Source organism: Armatimonadota bacterium, assembly GCA_029907255.1.
GTDB lineage: Bacteria > Armatimonadota > UBA5829 > DTJY01 > DTJY01 > JAIMAU01.
This window is the reverse complement of record JARYMF010000007.1, coordinates 69,007-86,936: the sequence shown is the minus strand read 5'-3', so window position 1 is coordinate 86,936 and position 17,930 is coordinate 69,007. Positions and strand designations below refer to the sequence as shown.

Below are 17,930 nucleotides of genomic sequence, written 5' to 3'. Positions count from 1 at the left end.
AAACACTGGCGGGAGAAAAACCTTCGGGTTTGGTTCAAACTGAGGATTTTACATGCTGTAGAGCCTTAGAAAGATTAGCTTGGGCCTCAGGGTAATTCGGGCGAAGAGCCAAAGCTTGGCGGTAACCCATAATAGCGGCTTCATACGCCCCCATGCGGAAGTAGCAATTTCCTATGGCAAGGAATGCAGCAGGATTATTTGGATAACACATTAACCCATTCTGATAGACATTTATAGCATCCTCATAACGGCCAGCCGAATACAGAATATCCCCTGCATTAAAATAAGCATTCGCATACCCCGGGTCTATTTCCACAGCGTGTGCAAAACAAGCAAGCGCTTCAGAGATTCGCCCTTGTTTCGCGTGACACCGTCCTAAGTTGGTATGCGCCTCGACAAAATCAGGCTGCAATTCAATTGCCCTGGTAAAATGCCGACTAGCATCTTCAAGCTCATTGAGTGCCTCTGCACAAACACCCAAGTTGAAATGAAGTTCAGCAGTTTCGCAATCCAAATCTAGAAGCGAAACATAGAGATTCCTTGCCTCTTTAAATTGACCGCTTGCCTGCAAAACCTGGGCAAAACCTATCACTGCCCGGGCATCACCCGGCGATAATCGAAGCCACTCCTTTCCATGTTTTTCAGCCTGAGCCATCTTGCCTAAACGAAGATAAGCAATGGTTAGGAGTTCATGTGCCTTAGCGTCACCAGGGTTTTCTTTTACCACCAGCTCGGCATATTCAGCAGCCTTCTGGTAATCTTGCAATCCCATGCAAGCACTAGCTATTCCAAAATATGCCTTATATCCAAATGCACCAGGATCACCAATCCATCCACCACTCTGGCCGAGCTGGACAGCAGACACAAACTCAGTGATTGCTTCTGCATATCTCCCAAGGACTAGAAGAGCATTCCCCTTCGCAAAATTCAATTCAGGATGGCATATGCCTTTGTTTTGCGCCCGCTCCAATGCGTTTATAGCCTCTTCTGGACTCCCAAGTTCACAAAAGGCATGCGCCATATGCGAATAAGTGGCAGCAGCAAATTCATGACTTCGCGTAATGTATTCCTCAGCCTTCTTAAGATATCCAAGCGCCTCCTTATAGTTGCCTTTTGTTATGTAAACAGAAGCTAGATTGTAGAGGCAATATGGATCATTTGGGTTCTCCGCAAGGTCTGCTTCAAGAAGGCGAATATATCGCTCGTGCTTGCAACGTTCTAACATTACAGCAGGCCTATAGCCAAAATGGTGGATTACCGCATCGAGATATGCCATTTTTCCACCCGACCGCTCAATAGAAGGGACTATGCGTTCATGCACTCGTCCTTCATACCGATATTCGGGTTTGTTGCGGAACAACCGGCAAGTGCGATGGATAAACATATCAGGACCTTGGCTTTCGGACATATAGTTGTGGAAAAGCAATGCAAACGCATCAGCAACGGGTTCTTTTATTGCCTTAAGAATTACTTGGCCTGCAGATTTATCAAGCTGCTCATCAGCATCCAGTATGAGAACCCACGTTCCAGTTGCATAGCTTAGTGACTTATTCCGAGCTTCGGCATAGTTATCAGTCCATGGAAAATAATAAACTTTTGCCCCATGAGATTGTGCAATCTCTGGCGTGCGGTCTGTTGACCCGGTATCAACAATGATTATTTCATTCACGATGCCTTTTACGCTACGAAGACAAGAATCGAGATTTGCTTCTTCGTTTTTTACAATCATGCATAGTGAAAGAGTAGGCACTTGTTCGCTAATAGACTGTGTCCTTTTAATAACTGAATTAATCTTAGCAAGGCGCGCATTAATCTCGGTGCGCGTTGGTCCTCCAACACGCCGGTTTAACTTCTTCTCTTTCTTTGTCGAATGTGAAAGCTTTCGAACCAGTTCTTGTACTTCTCGAAGCACTCGGACATTTTCTGGATTAGAAGGAGAAAGTTCGACTGCTTGACAAGCATTATCTGCCGCTTCCAGTACCCTGCCCTCGCGCGCAAGTAGCACCGCAAGATTTTTATATGTTTCGGGATATTCTGGCGACACCCGAACTGCCTGCCCAAGTATTGTGCGAGCAGCTTTGCCGTTACCCAGTGCACTATATGCAACTGCCAGTGCATTCATAATTTCAACATCTGCTGGCGAACCATTGAGTGCTCTTTCCAGATAGTCGGCTGCCTCTGCCCACCGTTTTTCCCTTAGTGCATCAAGCCCTAACTGTTTCTCATTACCGACTGTCATGGCTTTTGTAACTCGTACAGGCATTTTAATACCTCGCCTCCGTCTCAGATCAACTATTGCCTTGTCACACCTAATTACGCTGCCTTGCGCAACTCATCTATGCGAATGCATCGGCCAGGGTACTGAAATTGCAAAAATTCGTCCAACCCGCCGTTCGATAGTATAATTTGCACATTCCCGTTTTTAGGAAGCTCCCCTGTTATTTCAATGTCGGGAGTTTGACCCTCATCTACACCTAGCGTTGCCAAAAAGTCAGCCACCAGTTCGGCTGCCGCACTTGAGTCACTTGCTGTGCGTGGTCCAGCATACATGCTAAGAAGCGCATCTTTTTTTGATACATTTGACCGCAAATATTCTTCAATTACCGGACACCATGTTTCGGGCTTATCCCACTCTGGTGCAACAAACCAAACAATAGATGAGCTCGAGATTTCCAGTGGGCAACGATGGCGCTCCGGATTGAACGCTTGCTTGAGAAGAAACGACATGTTGTACGGTATACCTAAAGGTAGCTCAGCTGGTATACCCCACTTTGCTTTAAAAAGGTCCCAATTTTTTCGCATGAGTGCATCATGATTAATCTTTTGACCAACAAAAGTTCGACTGCCAGTGTGGTGAATAAAACAGTCCTGCGCTACCACAGAATAATATCCTGCAATCGCAGCACGAATTGAGAAATCATCATCCTCGAAGTTACCTATCCCAAATCTTGGGTCAAAGCCGCCGATTGTTTCGATTACCTCACGTTTTATCAACATACAGAAACCAACAACTCTCGTTATTGGTTTAATCTGCCTATCATGCAAGGCAGCCCACTTCTTGGCAAATTCCTCAAGCCCCTCTAGAGTAGACTGGTCATAATCAACGCTTTCGACTTGTTGAGAACCTGAAACATTATTGCTCACAGGCCCAACAATACCAATGCGTGGGTCATCATCCGCACATCTAACCAGACGCTCAAGCCAGCCAGGAGTAACTACTGTATCGTTGTTTAGAATAACAACATATGCACCCTCAGAGGCCAAAATACCTGAGTTGTTGCCTGCCGCATAACCAAGATTAGTCTCATGACGTATGACTTTGATTGCCCTGCAATGTTTTGAATTCCATTTGGTCTTAATCTCTTCAAGATACTGCTCCGTGCCATCTGTGGAGCCGTTATCCACCACCACAAGCTCATACGGCAGATTTGTATGTCGCCTTATGCTTTCCAAGCACTTTCTTGTGTCATCGAGCTGGTTGTGGACTAGAACTACAATTGCAATCCTTATTTCGCTATTATCCTCGGATAGTTCCACACCAGCGAATCTCTTATGGATTTGGCGGCACACTTCGTCTCTGTCGTATTGGGTAAGCTGAGACTTGTCCCATAGGAATCTCTTATTTTCCCGAGTGATATCGTTATACTGCACATGCCAGTTAGCGGCTTTTTCATTTTCATCAAAGCGGTTTTTTCGTTGGCTGAAGATCTTAGTCTCTCCATGTGCTTCGCTTCTAATTGGGTAATGCCTGAGGATAAACGGGATAGGAAATACGCGCCTGCCTTCGAATTGAACTAGATGACCACCGGTATGCCAAAGTTTGAAATCCTGGCCCCAATACTTCCAACACCTTGCCTGCATTTTGTCCCACGAAACGGCAGGTGCTGAGTAACCGGTCAAGTATTTGCGGACATCATCGCCAGGCACAAATGAATTATCAGTTGGCTTAAAATCAAAAATTGCAAAATTGATTGTATTGTATCCCAATGCGTCTACACGTTCGATTCCCTCACGGAGATTCAAACCAGGCCAAGGCGACTCGCGGAACTCATCGGCATCTGCATTGATGTACCAACCGGGACCAAATTGTCGAACAAGCTGCTCCTTGCGCATAAGAATATAGCGAAGAGCAAACACATCATTTGGAATGTCGAGACCACTCTCTTCAGGAAACAATTCTATGCCAATAAGGCCCTTGCCCAACCATTTTGATGCTTCTTCAACTGTATTGTCTGTTGAATGATGGTTTAGAAGGTATACTTCAATATCTTGCTCGATTAAATCCCGAATTACATGGTATATAACGTCGCCTTCATTGTAAGCGGCAAGTATTGCAATTATCCTAGGTCTGGCAGACTTGCAGCCTGGACAACTAGAATCCTCTTGGGCATTGCCAGTTAGCTTTGCTGCTCTTTCCGATTGCCCGCAAGCAAGATAAAGGTCCACAAGGTTTTTCCGAACAGTATCATCGGTCTCATCTAGCGCAAGCGATTTCTCAAGACAATATTGCGCTTTCTCAATTTCGCCTTTTTCGAAATACAGGACGCCAAGGTCATTGTATGCCTGAGCATCATTCTGGTCTGCCATGATATGCTCTTCCAGTAGCGAAACAGCTTCGTGCAACTTACCCATTGAATAAAGCCTTGCTGTTTGAGCACCAACAATTGCTCGCTTGGTCGCCTCGAGGTAGCCGTGCCCGAAGCGAACATCTGGCTCCAGATGATTGCCCTCACCCCATTCATTCCATGCATTGATAAAGACAATCCGCTGTTCTGGAGGTCTACTGCTCACACGCTCAATTTCAAGTTTGAGCCACTCGCCATATGCCTTAGGCGTAGAATCTCTTAGAATGAAAGCACCATATTTTCTACGCGGAGTGTTATCCCAAGAAGGAACTACCGTTCGCAAACAGTTGCCTTCCATGCTAGCCATTACATGCCATGCGTCATTGTAATTTAGAATAAGCCCTGGCTCGCCATCACCTTCGCCATATTCATTAAGAACCCCCGGGATTTCACCCGCTCCATATTTATCCCATAGCCTTCCAAAAGATGGCTGAAATAATAGCTCGGCATCGAAACCTTGCTTTAACCAGTACCCGTCTACCGTTTTGTCGAGACTAATTCTGATGGCGATTACATACAAGCCTTGCAACCCAGCACTCCCAGCTAATTGCCGCCACAATGCAAGCGTGTTTTCAACATTTGGGATATCCATGGGTCTGTATATGAGGAATAAGGGCTTCCCGTCTACTTTAATGTATCTTGGGTCTCTAAACGCCTTTAGCAACCATTCGAAATGAGCAAAATCATCAGCCTCTCCACCATACTCTTGAGGCTGAAGAATTAGGTTTTCGTGCCCATCCCAATTTCGCGTCCAATTTTCATTAGCCCATGCGAGACAGAAGGGGAAATCAGGCTTTCCTGACTCAAGCACTTCATTAAAAGGTCTCTCAAGCAACATTTTTCCATTAAACCAATAATGCCAGTAACAAAAGCCTTCTATCCCATATTTTTTTGCCATTTCAGCTTGCGCTTCACGAACTTCAGGATTGCGAAGGTCATAGTAGCCTAGGTCGGCCGGCATGTGTGGTTGGTAGTGTCCCTCGAATAATGGTTTAGCTTTTCGAACATTATCCCAATCTGTAAAGCCTTTTCCCCACCACTTATCGTTTTCAGGTATGGGATGAAACTGCGGCAAGTAGAAGGCAATTAAACGAACTGGGCATTCAGTTTGTATATGTTTATTTAAGATTTGTGCATTTAGTTTTACATTGTTAATCATTACTGAAAGCCTTCTGGGGTCGCCGTTTATGCCAATCTCGCGAGGAACATAGGACTCATCGCTTATAAATCGAAGAGTATGGGGCCCTTCAATACAAGGAAGCAAAATCTCAACTTTTTCTTTTTTATAGGACTTGTCAAAACGAATCTCTTTAATCGTTGCTTCGCCATCGTATATTTTTAGACTAAATGGGAAGTTTGGATAATGCTTGGAATTCGAACACACAACATCAAATGTGAGGCATAAAGGTGGGAATTTCTCAACATCGCACACACTCCATCCAACGCGCATAACTGCTTCTTCTGCCATCCATCGCACGCCGTGTTCCTCGTCATAAAAGCCACTTTCAAACCTAATCACCGGTCTATCGTCCCATGCAGAGATTACTTTCCAACCTTTCTCTAAAAGCCTCATGCATAAGTCAGAATCTGACTTGGAGAATCCTCCCACGTCCAAAACCTTTTTTCTATCAAAAATTGCAAAACTGCGTTCAACCCACCCGTCTACCAACCTGCCAGCAGCTGCAACTGATGGGTCTTGCGACATAATTTGTAGCGAACGGCTAATGAAATCTGCACATTGCAACCTCTTTCCCCTGTCATAATCAATCACCATAACAAACTGTGAATCGCTCTTCTCAAAAAAGGCATTTAGCTGAGAGTCTTTTCCCTCAGGTTCTATGTCTTCAAGAACATGTATGGTGCTATTTCTGAGAATATTGCTTAACCCTTCGTAGAACTCTTTTACACGGCTAGCATTTTTATCCGTTAGAAGCGCTATATCCAGATAAGGCAGATTTCTGATGCTTTGGATTACTCGTTCTGTTGATTGCCCATCTTGGTAGTTGCCATAAAGAATATTCGTGTACTGCTTCTGCTTTGTGCTTTGTATTTCGGAATGATTGACAAAAGCGTTCTTTAAAGCAAAAATGAACTCCTCTTGCGTAGTGAACTCCGTTCCCACATCGCGCCAGGCATTGCCGAGCGCCCTTGAATCATACTCCCATATTCCTACTTTCTCAGGGCTCGTATACAAAAGAATTGGGCGATTTAGCACCATGAACTCAAATATTAACGAGGAGCCATCAGAAATTAAAATATCCGCATCTGGAAAGAACTGACTAATTGATGCTGCAGGGTCATCGATTAATGTAACAAGATTTGAATCCTGGCATATAGCAAGCCACTGTCTAATCCAACGACGAAATATTTCACGATGTTGAACAACATACGGATGGTCGTATTGTAGAATAGCAGGATGTGGTTTGATAATGATTTTACTTCTTGGATATACGGAGTGGATAAGATTTGCTAGCTTATCTTCGAAAAACCTAGCCGCACTGACCTCAGGATTATAGGTTGGAGCAAATAGAATTGTAGGAGCATCCTTGCAAAGTTTGCGCTCGGGAATTTTGAATACGTCGTCTACCCAAGGATTGCCGGTAAGCAAGAAACCTCGCTTCGGTCTAACGCCAGCCTTCGTAAAATCGTCCACATCCCAGTCGCTAGCGCAAACATAGTCTGCGACGGAGTATTCTTTTTCAGGAGAAGTGTATTTTGTAGCTGGACCATGTCTCATACCTATTAATAGGACATTGTGGGCATCGCAGTACTCACGGAAAAGAGGCAGCTGAGAAACATCAGCGGTAATAATAACATCTGGCTGCCAATCCATTATCTCCTTATGACTATAGCTAATAAGTGAATCCTCAAATCCATCAGCAATTGGCTTGAGAGACCGCAATTGGAACGGTAATGTCGCATAACAAGCTACTCTTCTCTTATGCCTTCCTAGAACCTTTTCTTCTCCCATTCGCACTTCTCCGTTTTGGTATTCTCAAGCTGCTTTCGCTTGCGCTTTATTCAAATCCGACTTAAACAGGCTTCGTGCGTATGTAAAGTCCTCAATAGTGTTGATATTAACCAACTTATACTTCAAATCTTCTTTCTTGAGGTCGGGTGGGACCATTTCCCAAAAGTTGTTCATCTGCTGAACGCCAACAAGAAACATGGCAATTGCTTTCGACTCTATGCCATCTCCTTTAATATGAAACGGCTGAAGGCAATTAAAATGAATTGCCTCGATGAATTTCATGCGCAAATACCAGTTTGGGTCGCTCTCAAAAAACTGTGAAACAATTGTTGGAAAATATTCATTAATCTTTTGAAACTCTCGAAGGGCAGCACAGTTGTGAATTTGGAATTCGGCTTCAAAAACATCACCTTGCACCTGCCAATTCAAATCAAACATGTATTCATATATGAAGTCATAAAGACCTTGAAAATCGTGGAAAAGCTTGGATATATCGTACATGGGGTCTCCGGCACAGAAACCCTTCGGGTCTACCAAGCGGAAACCACAAGGCGTCTGCGACGTGTCAATCAGCAGGTTATCGAAATGTGGATCGCCGTGAATCATGCACAGATACGGCGGTTGAAGAGTGCTCACCAATTTTACACGGCTTCTAATCTTTTCGATTATGTCAAATGGATTCTCATACTCCAAGCCGTTAATTATGAACTTCTTTGCTCCAAAAACCTGTTTTAATATCGGGGCTTGCTTTAAAGCCATTTCACGACGAACATCAACCCTGTTAAAGTGCACAGACGCAGTGTAGCTTGCTGGGGCATCAATGCGACGCAGTACATAAACCTTTTCAACCAGGAATTTAACTATTCTAGTAAGAACTTCTACTGCATCAAGTGCGGTAAACTGGCCTGAAAGAATGAGCTTCTTAAGCGAAGGCTGAGGATAATGTGGCATCGTATACCAAACAACTGGTCCTTCGACGTTGTAATCCAAAAGCTCTGTAAAATGAGGCCGAAGTTCTTCAGGCAAGTCACGGAGATAATATATCTCGTTTATTAGCCTTTCAGTATCCTTCGCGCTTTCCTTCCTTATTATATTGTCCTGCTCGGTTACTAATACGTCAGAAAATGAACCTCCATCGAGAAAGATGTCCCCTGTTTTTCGTTCAACCCGTGTTTTCTCCATATTGATTGCAAGAATTAGTCTTTTCTTGCACAATTCGTTCAAAAGAACATGCATTTCGGTTGTGCGGAACGTATCCTGATTGGCAAGATACTTGTAGTAATCAAAGTCAGCCGAGCTAATATGAGTAATCCCGCTGTGGATTTGCCAGGGGAATAACGGCGAAATATAGCGTCCAATTTGAACGACTCGGCCATCTTTAACATTCACGCGGCTGCCTGGCTCCAGCTTAGATTCGGCAGTGGAGGTAATAATAAAAGACCTGTCCCCCATTTTGAGAATTTCCTCGAGCACACGATCCTCGAAATAAATATCTGCATCCATAACAAGAACAGGTCCATGAGGTACTCTTTCAAGACCAATGCGGAGGGAATAAGGAGGCTGAGTAGTAGCATAATCCTCGTTCACCAAGATATCCGGAACAATTCGGCGCACTTGGTCATGGCGATAACCAGCAACGACCACGATATTATCAAAGTTAAAGCGTCGGAGCTTCTCGATGGTGTATTCTAGAAGCGTTTTGCCATTAAAGGGAATAAGGCATTTAGGCAACTTTTCTGTCATTGAACCAAGCCTTGTCCCCATTCCTGCTGCAAGCAACACTACGCTTCTCATCGGCTACTCCTTTGCTTTGTGAAATTTAGAACGCCACACATTCAATTGCGATAATAAGCAACGTTTCTAAAAGATGAAACGGTTTATCCGCAGAATTAATTCTGCCGCCTCACGCCCAGCACCCGAGCCACCAGCACGGCGAAGCCGAAACTTTGCTATTCGACGAACTTGCCGCGATGCATTTGCAGGAGCCATTGAATATCTAACAAGCTTCATGGCTTCAAGATCCCTCAGGTCATCTCCCACGAAGGCAGCCGATTTGCCATCATATCCCTTCTTGTCCAATAACTCTGCTACAGTTTCTGCCTTGTCAGCTGTGCAATAGAAAGGCAGGCTTTGATGTTCCGCCCAATTTCTATTAACGCGCTCATCGGCGGAAATGATAATGACCTCCACCCCATTTTGGGTTAACATTCGCAAGCCTGTGCTATCTTGGTCGTGAAAAAGCTTAGAAACTGTGCCGTCTTCGTGATAGAACTTTGTTCCATCAGTAAGGACGCCGTCAACATCGAAGAAAGCAATTTTTATAGGTTTGTAATCAGAATGCCGCTTAATATCCATTTGCCTGGAGAATATCTCCCCACATACGTATTAGTTATCATTCCCGATGCAAACAGCACTTTTCGATAGCATTCAGAGCACTGAATATACAGCAATTACTATGCCAGGGAATTGTAGGACAGCATTTGCTTAAACGATGTTGAACTTACGGCATTTGGCTGCTGGCAAGGCATTTAAAAATACCGCTAAAGTTGCATTGCCAGACGGTCGAAAAGTAATGCGGAGGTAACGCAAAGTGATTCAGGGTTTGTATGCATCTGCATCAGCAATGATGGCGCAACTAGACCAACAAGATATTATCTCAAACAACTTAGCAAACGTAAGCACTCCAGGATTTAAACAAACGCGGGTTTCATTTTCCAATTTTATAGCTGAACTTTCAGACGCTTATGGTGCTGAGCCTCGATCATCTGCCGCTCAAGTCAAATGTGTAATCCCAATACTTAACACCAAGCAAGACGAAACCATTGGTCAGGTGATTGACACGGAATCTAAGACCAACTTGGCAATTGATGGCCCTGGCTTTTTCGTAGTTAGTACATCCACTGGCGAAATTCTCACAAGAAGTGGAAATTTCAAGCTCAATCAAGCCGGGCAGTTGGTTACACAAGAAGGAAACCCTGTTCTCGGTGAAAATGGGCCAATAACAATAACCAGTGATAATTGGTCAGTGGAACCCGAAGGTAACGTGAAAGTTGGAGGCACAATTGTTAACAAGCTTCGCATTCACACCGATAGTTCAAATACCGCTGGGAAGGTTATACAAGGAAGTTTAGAAGGTTCGAATGTTAATGTTGTACTTGAGATGGTCTCTATGATTAGTGCGCTCCGAACATACGAAGCAAATCAAAAAGTCATCCAATCGATAGACCAAACACTCGACAAAGTCATCAACCAAATGCCTAGAACAGTTTAGGAGGATTGAGCAATGATAAGATCACTGTGGACCGCCGCAACCGGCATGGCAGCACAACAACTAAACATTGATGTAATTTCAAACAATCTGGCTAACGTAAACACGCCAGGCTTCAAGAAAAGCCGGGTTGATTTTCAAGATCTTCTTTATCAGACGCTTAGGACTGCAGGCACAACGGAAGCCCAAGGCTCAATGGTTCCCACAGGCATCCAAGTTGGCCTTGGCACAAGACCAGCTGCGATTACCCGAATATTTTCGCAGGGTGATTTCCAGCAGACCAACAACCCGCTCGATCTTGTGATTGAAGGTGATGGATTTTTCCAAGTACTGCTTCCCAATGGAACCACTGCCTACACTCGGGATGGCACATTTAAGCTAGACTCGCAAGGTCGCATAGTCACAGCAGATGGCTATCCTCTCGACCCGGAAATTACAATTCCAGCCGAAGCAACAAGCATTAGCATTGGTTCAGATGGAACAGTATCTGTCACAATGGCTGGCCAAACTACCCCTCAGGAGCTAGGGCAGATACAGATAGCTAAATTCATCAATCCAGCAGGTCTGAACAACCTTGGCCGCAATCTTTTGGCACCAACAGCCGCTTCGGGCGAACCGATAGTAGACACACCTGGTCTCAATGGGCTTGGAACAATTGCCCATGGGTTTGTCGAGATGTCCAACGTAAAGGTTGTTGAGGAAATGGTCAACATGATTGTCGCTCAACGTGCCTACGAGGTCAATTCCAAGGCTATCCAAACAGCAGACGACATGCTGAGCATTGCAAACAATCTGAGGCGGTAACGATAAATGTCTAAGCAAATTACCAAATATGTGCTAATTTTGGGGTTAATGTTGGCCATTGTTCCAGCAATCGGAACGCCGCAATTAACCATACAAGTCAGACCTTCCTGTGAAGTGGAAAGCCAAGCCATCACTCTTGGGGACATTGCAACAATAAAAGCGGATGACCAAGCATTTGCTGAAAAAGTAAAGAAAACCATCATATGTTGCTCACCACTCCCCGGCAAGTCTCGAGAACTAACACGCGCACAGATTACTACCGCCCTTCGACGGGTTGGCCTTTGGAGTGACTCAATTGTGTTCCTTTGCCCTGACTTGACTAATGTAAAAAGGCGTGCCTTACTCGTTACTGGTGAAATGCTTTTTGATGCTGTTCGAGAATACATATCTAAAAAGGAAGACTTGCCTGGCGTTGCATCAGCAGAAATTGTTCGATTGCCAACTGACCAGGAAGTCCCTATCGGCAAACTTGAACTAAGAGTCAAATCCTCAAATAAACAACTAAAAGGTCGCGTGAATGTTCCCATCGAGATTGTAATTGATGGCAGAACCTACCGGACGGTTTACGTCCCAGCTCTAATCAAAGTTATCGCACAAGTGCCAGTAGCGACGAAAACCATCGCAAAAGATGAAGAGTTAGATGCGTCAAATATCTCGCTTGAAGAAAGAGACATAACCACCCTTCCAAGTGACATCATAATTGGCAAGCCAGAAGCAGGATGGAGTGCATGTGTGCCAATTCCACAGGGTTCGGTACTTCGTCGAGGATGGATAGCATCCCCTCCAGTGATTAAATCAGGCGACCCAGTGATTATCTATGTAAACAACGGTCCAGTCAGTGTGAGCGACAAAGGCATTGCTGTGCAAGAAGGCCGCATTGGCGACCGGATTAAAGTTAGATTGTTTAGAGACTCCCAAGAAGTTCGCGGGACAGTAACCGCACCTGGGATTATAGAGATTTCACTTGACAGGAGGACATAGCAATGTTACTAAGAAGATTCGCAGTTTTAAGTATTATTTTGCTTATAGCTACAGTCACATCTCTCTGTGCTGATTCACTTTGGCAGCCAGCGGAGAAAAGCCTCTTTGCTGATTTAAGGCCAAGCAAGGTTGGCGATTTAATTACAGTATTAATCGTTGAACAATCCGCCGCTTCACAAAAAGCTGGACAAAGCTTCGACAAGAGCCTCGAGCATGATAATGCAGCAGGCATTGGCCCATTTCTAAAACTGGTCCCCGAGCTCGGCTATACCTCATCGCAGAATAGCTCGACATCCGGCGAAAGCGTAGTAAGCAATAAGTTCGAAACCCGACTTGCCGCTACCGTAACAAATGTTCAAAAGAACGGCAATCTCGAAATTAAAGCCGAGCGATCGCTCAACATGAATGGTGATAAACAAACCATAATTCTGACGGGGATTGTTCGGCCTCAAGACATTAGATCTGATAACACAGTACTTTCAACTAATTTGGCTGATGTTAGGATTGAAACCATTGGCAAAGGCCCGGTAGGTAACCGTACAAAAGAAGGCTTTATTAGCAAGATACTTAGGTTTTTATTCTAGACCGCTTACGACCTTGTTGATGGAGGAAGCATTATGAATCGCACTATGGCTAAGATATGCTTTGCCTTTTTGATTATCTTGACGCTAGAAATGGCAACGGCCGACCAGACTGTGAAAATTAAGGATATTGCCCGAATTGAAGGAGCCAGAAGCAATCAGCTCTTCGGCTACGGGCTAGTAGTAGGCCTCGACGGTTCTGGCGACACCCAGCAAACACTTTTCACCGCCCAGTCTGTAGCCAACATGCTTCAAAAATTTGGCATTAGTGTGCCGCCAGACAAGATGAAAGTGAAAAATGTAGCTGCTGTCATGGTTACAGCTGACCTTCCGCCCTTTGTTCGCCCAGGAAGCAAGATTGACGTAACGGTTTCCTCACTGGGAGATGCTCGAACGCTCCAAGGCGGCACATTGCTACAGACGCCGCTTCAAGCAGCTAATGGTTTAGTTTACGCAGTTGCCCAAGGTCCAGTTTCAGTCGGTGGGTTCACCGCAGGTGGAGGCGGCACCAGCGTAACGAAAAACCACACTACCGTAGGGCGCATCCCTGGCGGAGCAATCATCGAGCAAGCGGTCCCAACGACACTTGTTGAGGACGGCTGTATCAATATATTGCTGAACAACCCCGACTTTACCACTGCAGTCCGTATCGCTGAAGCAGTAAGCAGCAAGTTCGGGGCGGGCACGGCTACAGCTTTGGACGCAGCAACAGTCCAGGTTAAAGCAGGCGAACAAGATGTGATAAGAACAATTGCCGACGTTGGCGAGCTTTCAGTTGTTGAAGCTGAGGTGGCAAAAGTCATTGTAAATGAACGCACCGGAACAGTCATCATTGGCGGCGGAGTCAAGTTATCGCCAGTTGCTATATCACATGGCAATTTAAGCATTGAGATAAAGACAGAAAAGCAAGTTTCGCAACCTGGTCCATTCGCCAAGAAAGGCGAAACAGCGGTCGTTGAGCAAACTACGGTTGATGTAAAGGAAGAACGCGGATATTTGATCAACCTCCAGCCAGGCTCAACTTTGAGGCAACTTGTGCAAGCATTAAACGAACTTAAGGTAACACCCAGAGATATTGTAGCTATTCTTCAGGCTCTCAAGCAGGCAGGCGCTCTTCATGCAGAGCTTGAGATTATATAACCGACTTGTCAAAGTGAGGTCATTCTCATGCGCATTAACAATCTACCAATAAGCAAATCAAATACATCAGCGGTCATAGGCGACGAGCAAAAATTGAGGAAGGCATGTAAGGAGTTTGAATCCGTTCTTATCCATCAGCTCCTAACAATAATGCGCCAGTCAATTCCTAAAACCGATTTGTTTGGTGACAGGCGCGAAGAAGAACTTTTCAACAGCATGCTTGATGAGGAAATAGCCAAGCAGCTTTCTCTTACAACCCCTCTGGGCATAGCAGACATGCTGTATGCCCAGCTATCGAAAACTCGTAATGACAAGGACTAAGCAAGGGTTGGATAAAACCTAGATGGGTTTTAATTTACTAGGCAATCGCTTGCAATATTAAAAAACGCTAAAGTTTCGGTGAAATGAGTCGAAACATACTTTGGAAAAGAGTAACTAAATTGGCAATTGCCAACCCTAAAGGGTGTGTATGATGCATATTTCAAACAGTCAAATCCATAAAGTTCTCGAATTGCATACGCATAAAGTCAATACAATTAGGCCAATAACCGGGGTTGTTCCTTCATCGCATCCGGATAAGCTAATCCTTTCAAAACAGGCAACCGAAATGCAGAAAATTAAGCAAGTTATTGCAAAACTGCCAAGTGTTCGCGATGATGTCATAGCTGACATCAAAAGCAGAATTCAATTTGGCAAATATGCAGTGAACGAGGATGAGCTTGCACGCCGAATACTGACTGACATATTCCAAGGCAGAATAAAGTAAGTGGGAGAATTAACATGGACTCGGAACGCCTTCGGGATGAATTGATTGCAACAGCAGAGCACAAGCTTGAGAAACTACGCGAATTAATAAATCTTTCAAAAGAGCAACAATCTATTCTCAAGGATGGCATGCACGAGGAACTTGCTGAGAACGTACGCAAGCATGATTCAGTTTTGCTCAACTTGGACAAACTGGCTCGGCGAGAAGAAGCCATTACAAAGCTTCTTGCCCAGGAAAAAGCAAGATATGACGATGATAGGCTTAATGCAATTCGCCATGAAACAGCCGAAGTAGCTCAAAGGCTTCGATCGTTAGTCGCCGCTAACACCGAACTACTCAGAAATTCTTTAGGATACACACGATTTTCACTCGAGCTGCTTTCAAAACTCGTTACCGAGCAGCGCGCAGCTAACGAGGGTGAGTGGAACGGAGCACTCTTGCTAGATAAGAAGGTTTAACTGGAGGTAAAAATTGTCGTTTTCTGGGCTTGATATAGCCGTTAGTGCTCTTCGCGCTCAACAATATGCATTGAATGTAACGGGGCACAACATCGCCAACGCCAACACTGAAGGCTATCGGCGTCAGGAACCAATTTTTGTCACCAACAATCCTGCACAAGGTTCGTATGCCCTCGGTGGAGGTATCATTCCACAATTTGGCACAGGCGTTGTTATCCAAACAATCAGACGCGCTCAGACGGACTATTTGGATGGGTTAATCCGACGTGCTACTGACCAACTCGGCATGTGGCAATCAAGAAATGAAGCCTTGGGGCAAATCGAATCAATTTTCGGTGAGCCAGGAAGCATGGGGCTCTCAGGAGTGCTTGATCAATTTTGGAATTCTTGGGAAGAACTAGCCTCCAGCCCCGACAGTCTGCCAGCGCGATCTGCTGTAGTGGATGCAGGTGTTGCATTGGCCGACCGTATGCGAAAGCTCTATGGCGACTTGCTCAGCCTTCAAAAACACACAGACCAGACCATTGCAGACTGTGTTGCACAGGTAAATACATTAGCCCAAGAGATAGCGAAAATTAACAACGAAATCACTGGCGTAGTGAGCGCCGGCAATAGCCCAAACGACTTGCTTGACCGACGCGCTTTGCTGATCGAAGAGCTCTCAAAATTCGTGCGTGTCGAAGTACATGGGCTCAATGGCTCTGAACTAATGCTTTCAATAGGTGGCAAAAACCTGGTGCAAGGTACACACGTTAACGAGATATCAGTCGTTCAGGGCACCGGAGCATGGTCGGACATCGTGTGGAGTAATGACAATTCGCAAGTTTTGATAAATGGTGGCCAGATAAAAGGCCTATTATATGTGCGAGACACAACAATCCAAGAGTGCATTGATTCGCTAAATACTATTGCTAGTGGGTTGATAGAAGCAGTAAACGCAATATATTCTGAAGGGCGCTTACCTAATGGCAATCCCGCAGGCAACTTTTTTGCTTCCGGCCGCAATGCATCCAACATTGAGGTAGAGTGGGCTCTGATTTCTGATCCGAGAATGGTTGCAACGGGCACAAGTGGAACCATTGCTGACAATTCCATTGCCCTAAATATCTCGGACCTTCGCAACCAGCCAGTTATCGATGGGGAAACCATTGGAGATGCCTACAACAGCCTGATTGCCCGTATTGGCGCGAATGCACGAGAAGCAAAAAACCAACACAGCGTCCAGGAGCTTTCCACCCATCAATTAAAGCTGCAAAGGGCATCCATGTCAGGCGTATCAATCGACGAAGAAATGGTAAACATGATCAAATACCAACAGGCTTATAATGCCGCTGCCCGAATCATCAGCATTATGGACGAAATGCTTGATACCATAATAAGCCAAATGGGGATTAGCGGGAGGTAAGTACCATGCGACTCACCCTTGGGATGGTAGCTGAAACAGTGCGAATGAATCTCATGACAAACTCCGAGGCTCTTCTAAAAGCACAGGATAGAGCTTCCTCAGGAAAGCGCATAAGGCAACCGTCGGACGATGTTGTGGGAACCGGACGAGCACTGGGATTGCGATCATCCATTGCTTCGATTGAGCAGTATACACGAAATACCGACATCGCACGAAACAGATTATCGATAACATGCAGTGCTCTCGACTCGATAGTTTCAGCTATCCGCACCGTGAGGTCGCTAGCTATGACATCAGCAAATGCAAGTATAACTGACGAAGCAAAAATGGCAGTTGCGGCACAGCTGGACCACGTTTCATCCGAAATTGCTGATTTAGCAAATACACAATGCTTAGGCAAATACATTTTTGCAGGAAGCTTAAGTGACAAGCCGCCGATAATCAGCAATCCAGCAGGTCAGCCGCCATATATATATCAAGGCAATAGCAATCAGCTACTTATCCGAGTTGGGCCTGGCATATCAATCCCCGCTGGTGTGACGGGAGATATGGTGCTAAATATGGGCAGCGTTGCAGTTCCAAGCTCGCCCGATATATTTGAAACAATACGTTTGCTTAAAGAAGAAGTACTCGCCGGAGACTGCAAAGCAATTTCTGCAAGGATAGCCGACATCGATGCACTTCTTGATAATGCCATAGCAGTAAGGTCAAAAGCGGGTGCAAGCTTGAGTAGGCTCGAAGCAACAAATGAAGCACTGCTTAATTCTAAAGTAACTATGGCGGAATTATTATCGAAAACAGAGGATGCGGATCTTGCGGAAGCAATTGTAGATCTTCGTACTCGAGAGAACGTTTATCAGGCAGCAATTGCAACTGCTGGCAGAATAATGAATCTTACGCTGGCAGATTTCCTTAAGTAGCTTGCTGAGGA

The 17,930-nt window shown here is 45.1% G+C and carries 14 protein-coding genes and 2 pseudogenes; 10 read left to right on the top strand and 6 right to left on the bottom strand.

The features are described from left to right. Nucleotides 1-34 precede the first annotated feature (34 nt). The 6 genes and pseudogenes from QHH26_08255 to QHH26_08230 all read right to left on the bottom strand — a co-directional run bounded on the left by QHH26_08255 (nt 35) and on the right by QHH26_08230 (nt 9,951). Entirely contained in the window at nt 35-2,263 is a 2,229-nt protein-coding gene (locus QHH26_08255) for a tetratricopeptide repeat protein (protein ID MDH7481946.1), read from the bottom strand. 50 nt (nt 2,264-2,313) lie between these two features. Further along, nucleotides 2,314-4,587, bottom strand: a complete 2,274-nt coding sequence (locus QHH26_08250) for a glycosyltransferase (protein ID MDH7481945.1) — start codon at nt 4,585-4,587, stop codon at nt 2,314-2,316. Nucleotides 4,588-4,671: 84 nt separating this feature from the next. Continuing rightward, nucleotides 4,672-5,784: pseudogene (locus QHH26_08245) on the bottom strand (glycoside hydrolase family 99-like domain-containing protein). A gap of 813 nt (nt 5,785-6,597) precedes the next feature. Beyond that, nucleotides 6,598-7,362: pseudogene (locus QHH26_08240) on the bottom strand (CDP-glycerol glycerophosphotransferase family protein). Between the two features lie 258 nt (nt 7,363-7,620). After that, the gene (locus QHH26_08235; protein ID MDH7481944.1) at nt 7,621-9,390 is read right to left on the bottom strand and encodes an NTP transferase domain-containing protein; all 1,770 of its coding nucleotides are present in this window, start codon (nt 9,388-9,390) and stop codon (nt 7,621-7,623) included. Between the two features lie 66 nt (nt 9,391-9,456). Beyond that, on the bottom strand, nt 9,457-9,951 hold the full coding sequence (locus tag QHH26_08230) for an HAD hydrolase family protein (protein MDH7481943.1): 495 nt from the start codon (nt 9,949-9,951) through the stop codon (nt 9,457-9,459). 235 nt (nt 9,952-10,186) lie between these two features. Between QHH26_08230 and QHH26_08225 the strand changes: the two genes are divergently transcribed. The 10 genes from QHH26_08225 (at nt 10,187) to flgL (ending at nt 17,919) form a co-directional block, all read left to right on the top strand. Beyond that, nucleotides 10,187-10,867: a flagellar hook-basal body protein gene (locus QHH26_08225; GenBank protein ID MDH7481942.1), complete on the top strand. Its 681-nt coding sequence runs from the start codon at nt 10,187-10,189 to the stop codon at nt 10,865-10,867. 12 nt (nt 10,868-10,879) lie between these two features. Beyond that, nucleotides 10,880-11,668 (top strand): flagellar basal-body rod protein FlgG, encoded by a 789-nt coding sequence (flgG, locus tag QHH26_08220; protein MDH7481941.1) that lies wholly within the window; start codon nt 10,880-10,882, stop codon nt 11,666-11,668. A gap of 6 nt (nt 11,669-11,674) precedes the next feature. Beyond that, complete coding sequence (gene flgA, locus QHH26_08215) at nt 11,675-12,649, top strand: flagellar basal body P-ring formation chaperone FlgA (protein MDH7481940.1); 975 nt, start codon at nt 11,675-11,677, stop codon at nt 12,647-12,649. Between the two features lie 2 nt (nt 12,650-12,651). Continuing rightward, nucleotides 12,652-13,233, top strand: coding sequence for a flagellar basal body L-ring protein FlgH (locus QHH26_08210; GenBank protein MDH7481939.1), 582 nt, complete (start codon nt 12,652-12,654; stop codon nt 13,231-13,233). Between the two features lie 33 nt (nt 13,234-13,266). Continuing rightward, complete coding sequence (locus tag QHH26_08205; protein MDH7481938.1) at nt 13,267-14,370, top strand: flagellar basal body P-ring protein FlgI; 1,104 nt, start codon at nt 13,267-13,269, stop codon at nt 14,368-14,370. A gap of 27 nt (nt 14,371-14,397) precedes the next feature. Then, complete coding sequence (locus tag QHH26_08200) at nt 14,398-14,691, top strand: rod-binding protein (GenBank protein MDH7481937.1); 294 nt, start codon at nt 14,398-14,400, stop codon at nt 14,689-14,691. Nucleotides 14,692-14,839: 148 nt separating this feature from the next. Next, nucleotides 14,840-15,136: a flagellar biosynthesis anti-sigma factor FlgM gene (locus QHH26_08195; GenBank protein ID MDH7481936.1), complete on the top strand. Its 297-nt coding sequence runs from the start codon at nt 14,840-14,842 to the stop codon at nt 15,134-15,136. A 14-nt stretch (nt 15,137-15,150) separates the two neighbouring features. After that, complete coding sequence (gene flgN, locus QHH26_08190) at nt 15,151-15,594, top strand: flagellar export chaperone FlgN (protein MDH7481935.1); 444 nt, start codon at nt 15,151-15,153, stop codon at nt 15,592-15,594. Nucleotides 15,595-15,607: 13 nt separating this feature from the next. Further along, a complete protein-coding gene (gene flgK / locus QHH26_08185) occupies nt 15,608-16,999 on the top strand; it encodes a flagellar hook-associated protein FlgK (protein ID MDH7481934.1) in 1,392 nt (463 codons plus the stop codon). 5 nt (nt 17,000-17,004) lie between these two features. Further along, complete coding sequence (gene flgL, locus QHH26_08180) at nt 17,005-17,919, top strand: flagellar hook-associated protein FlgL (protein MDH7481933.1); 915 nt, start codon at nt 17,005-17,007, stop codon at nt 17,917-17,919. The last annotated feature ends 11 nt before the right edge of the window (nt 17,920-17,930 follow it).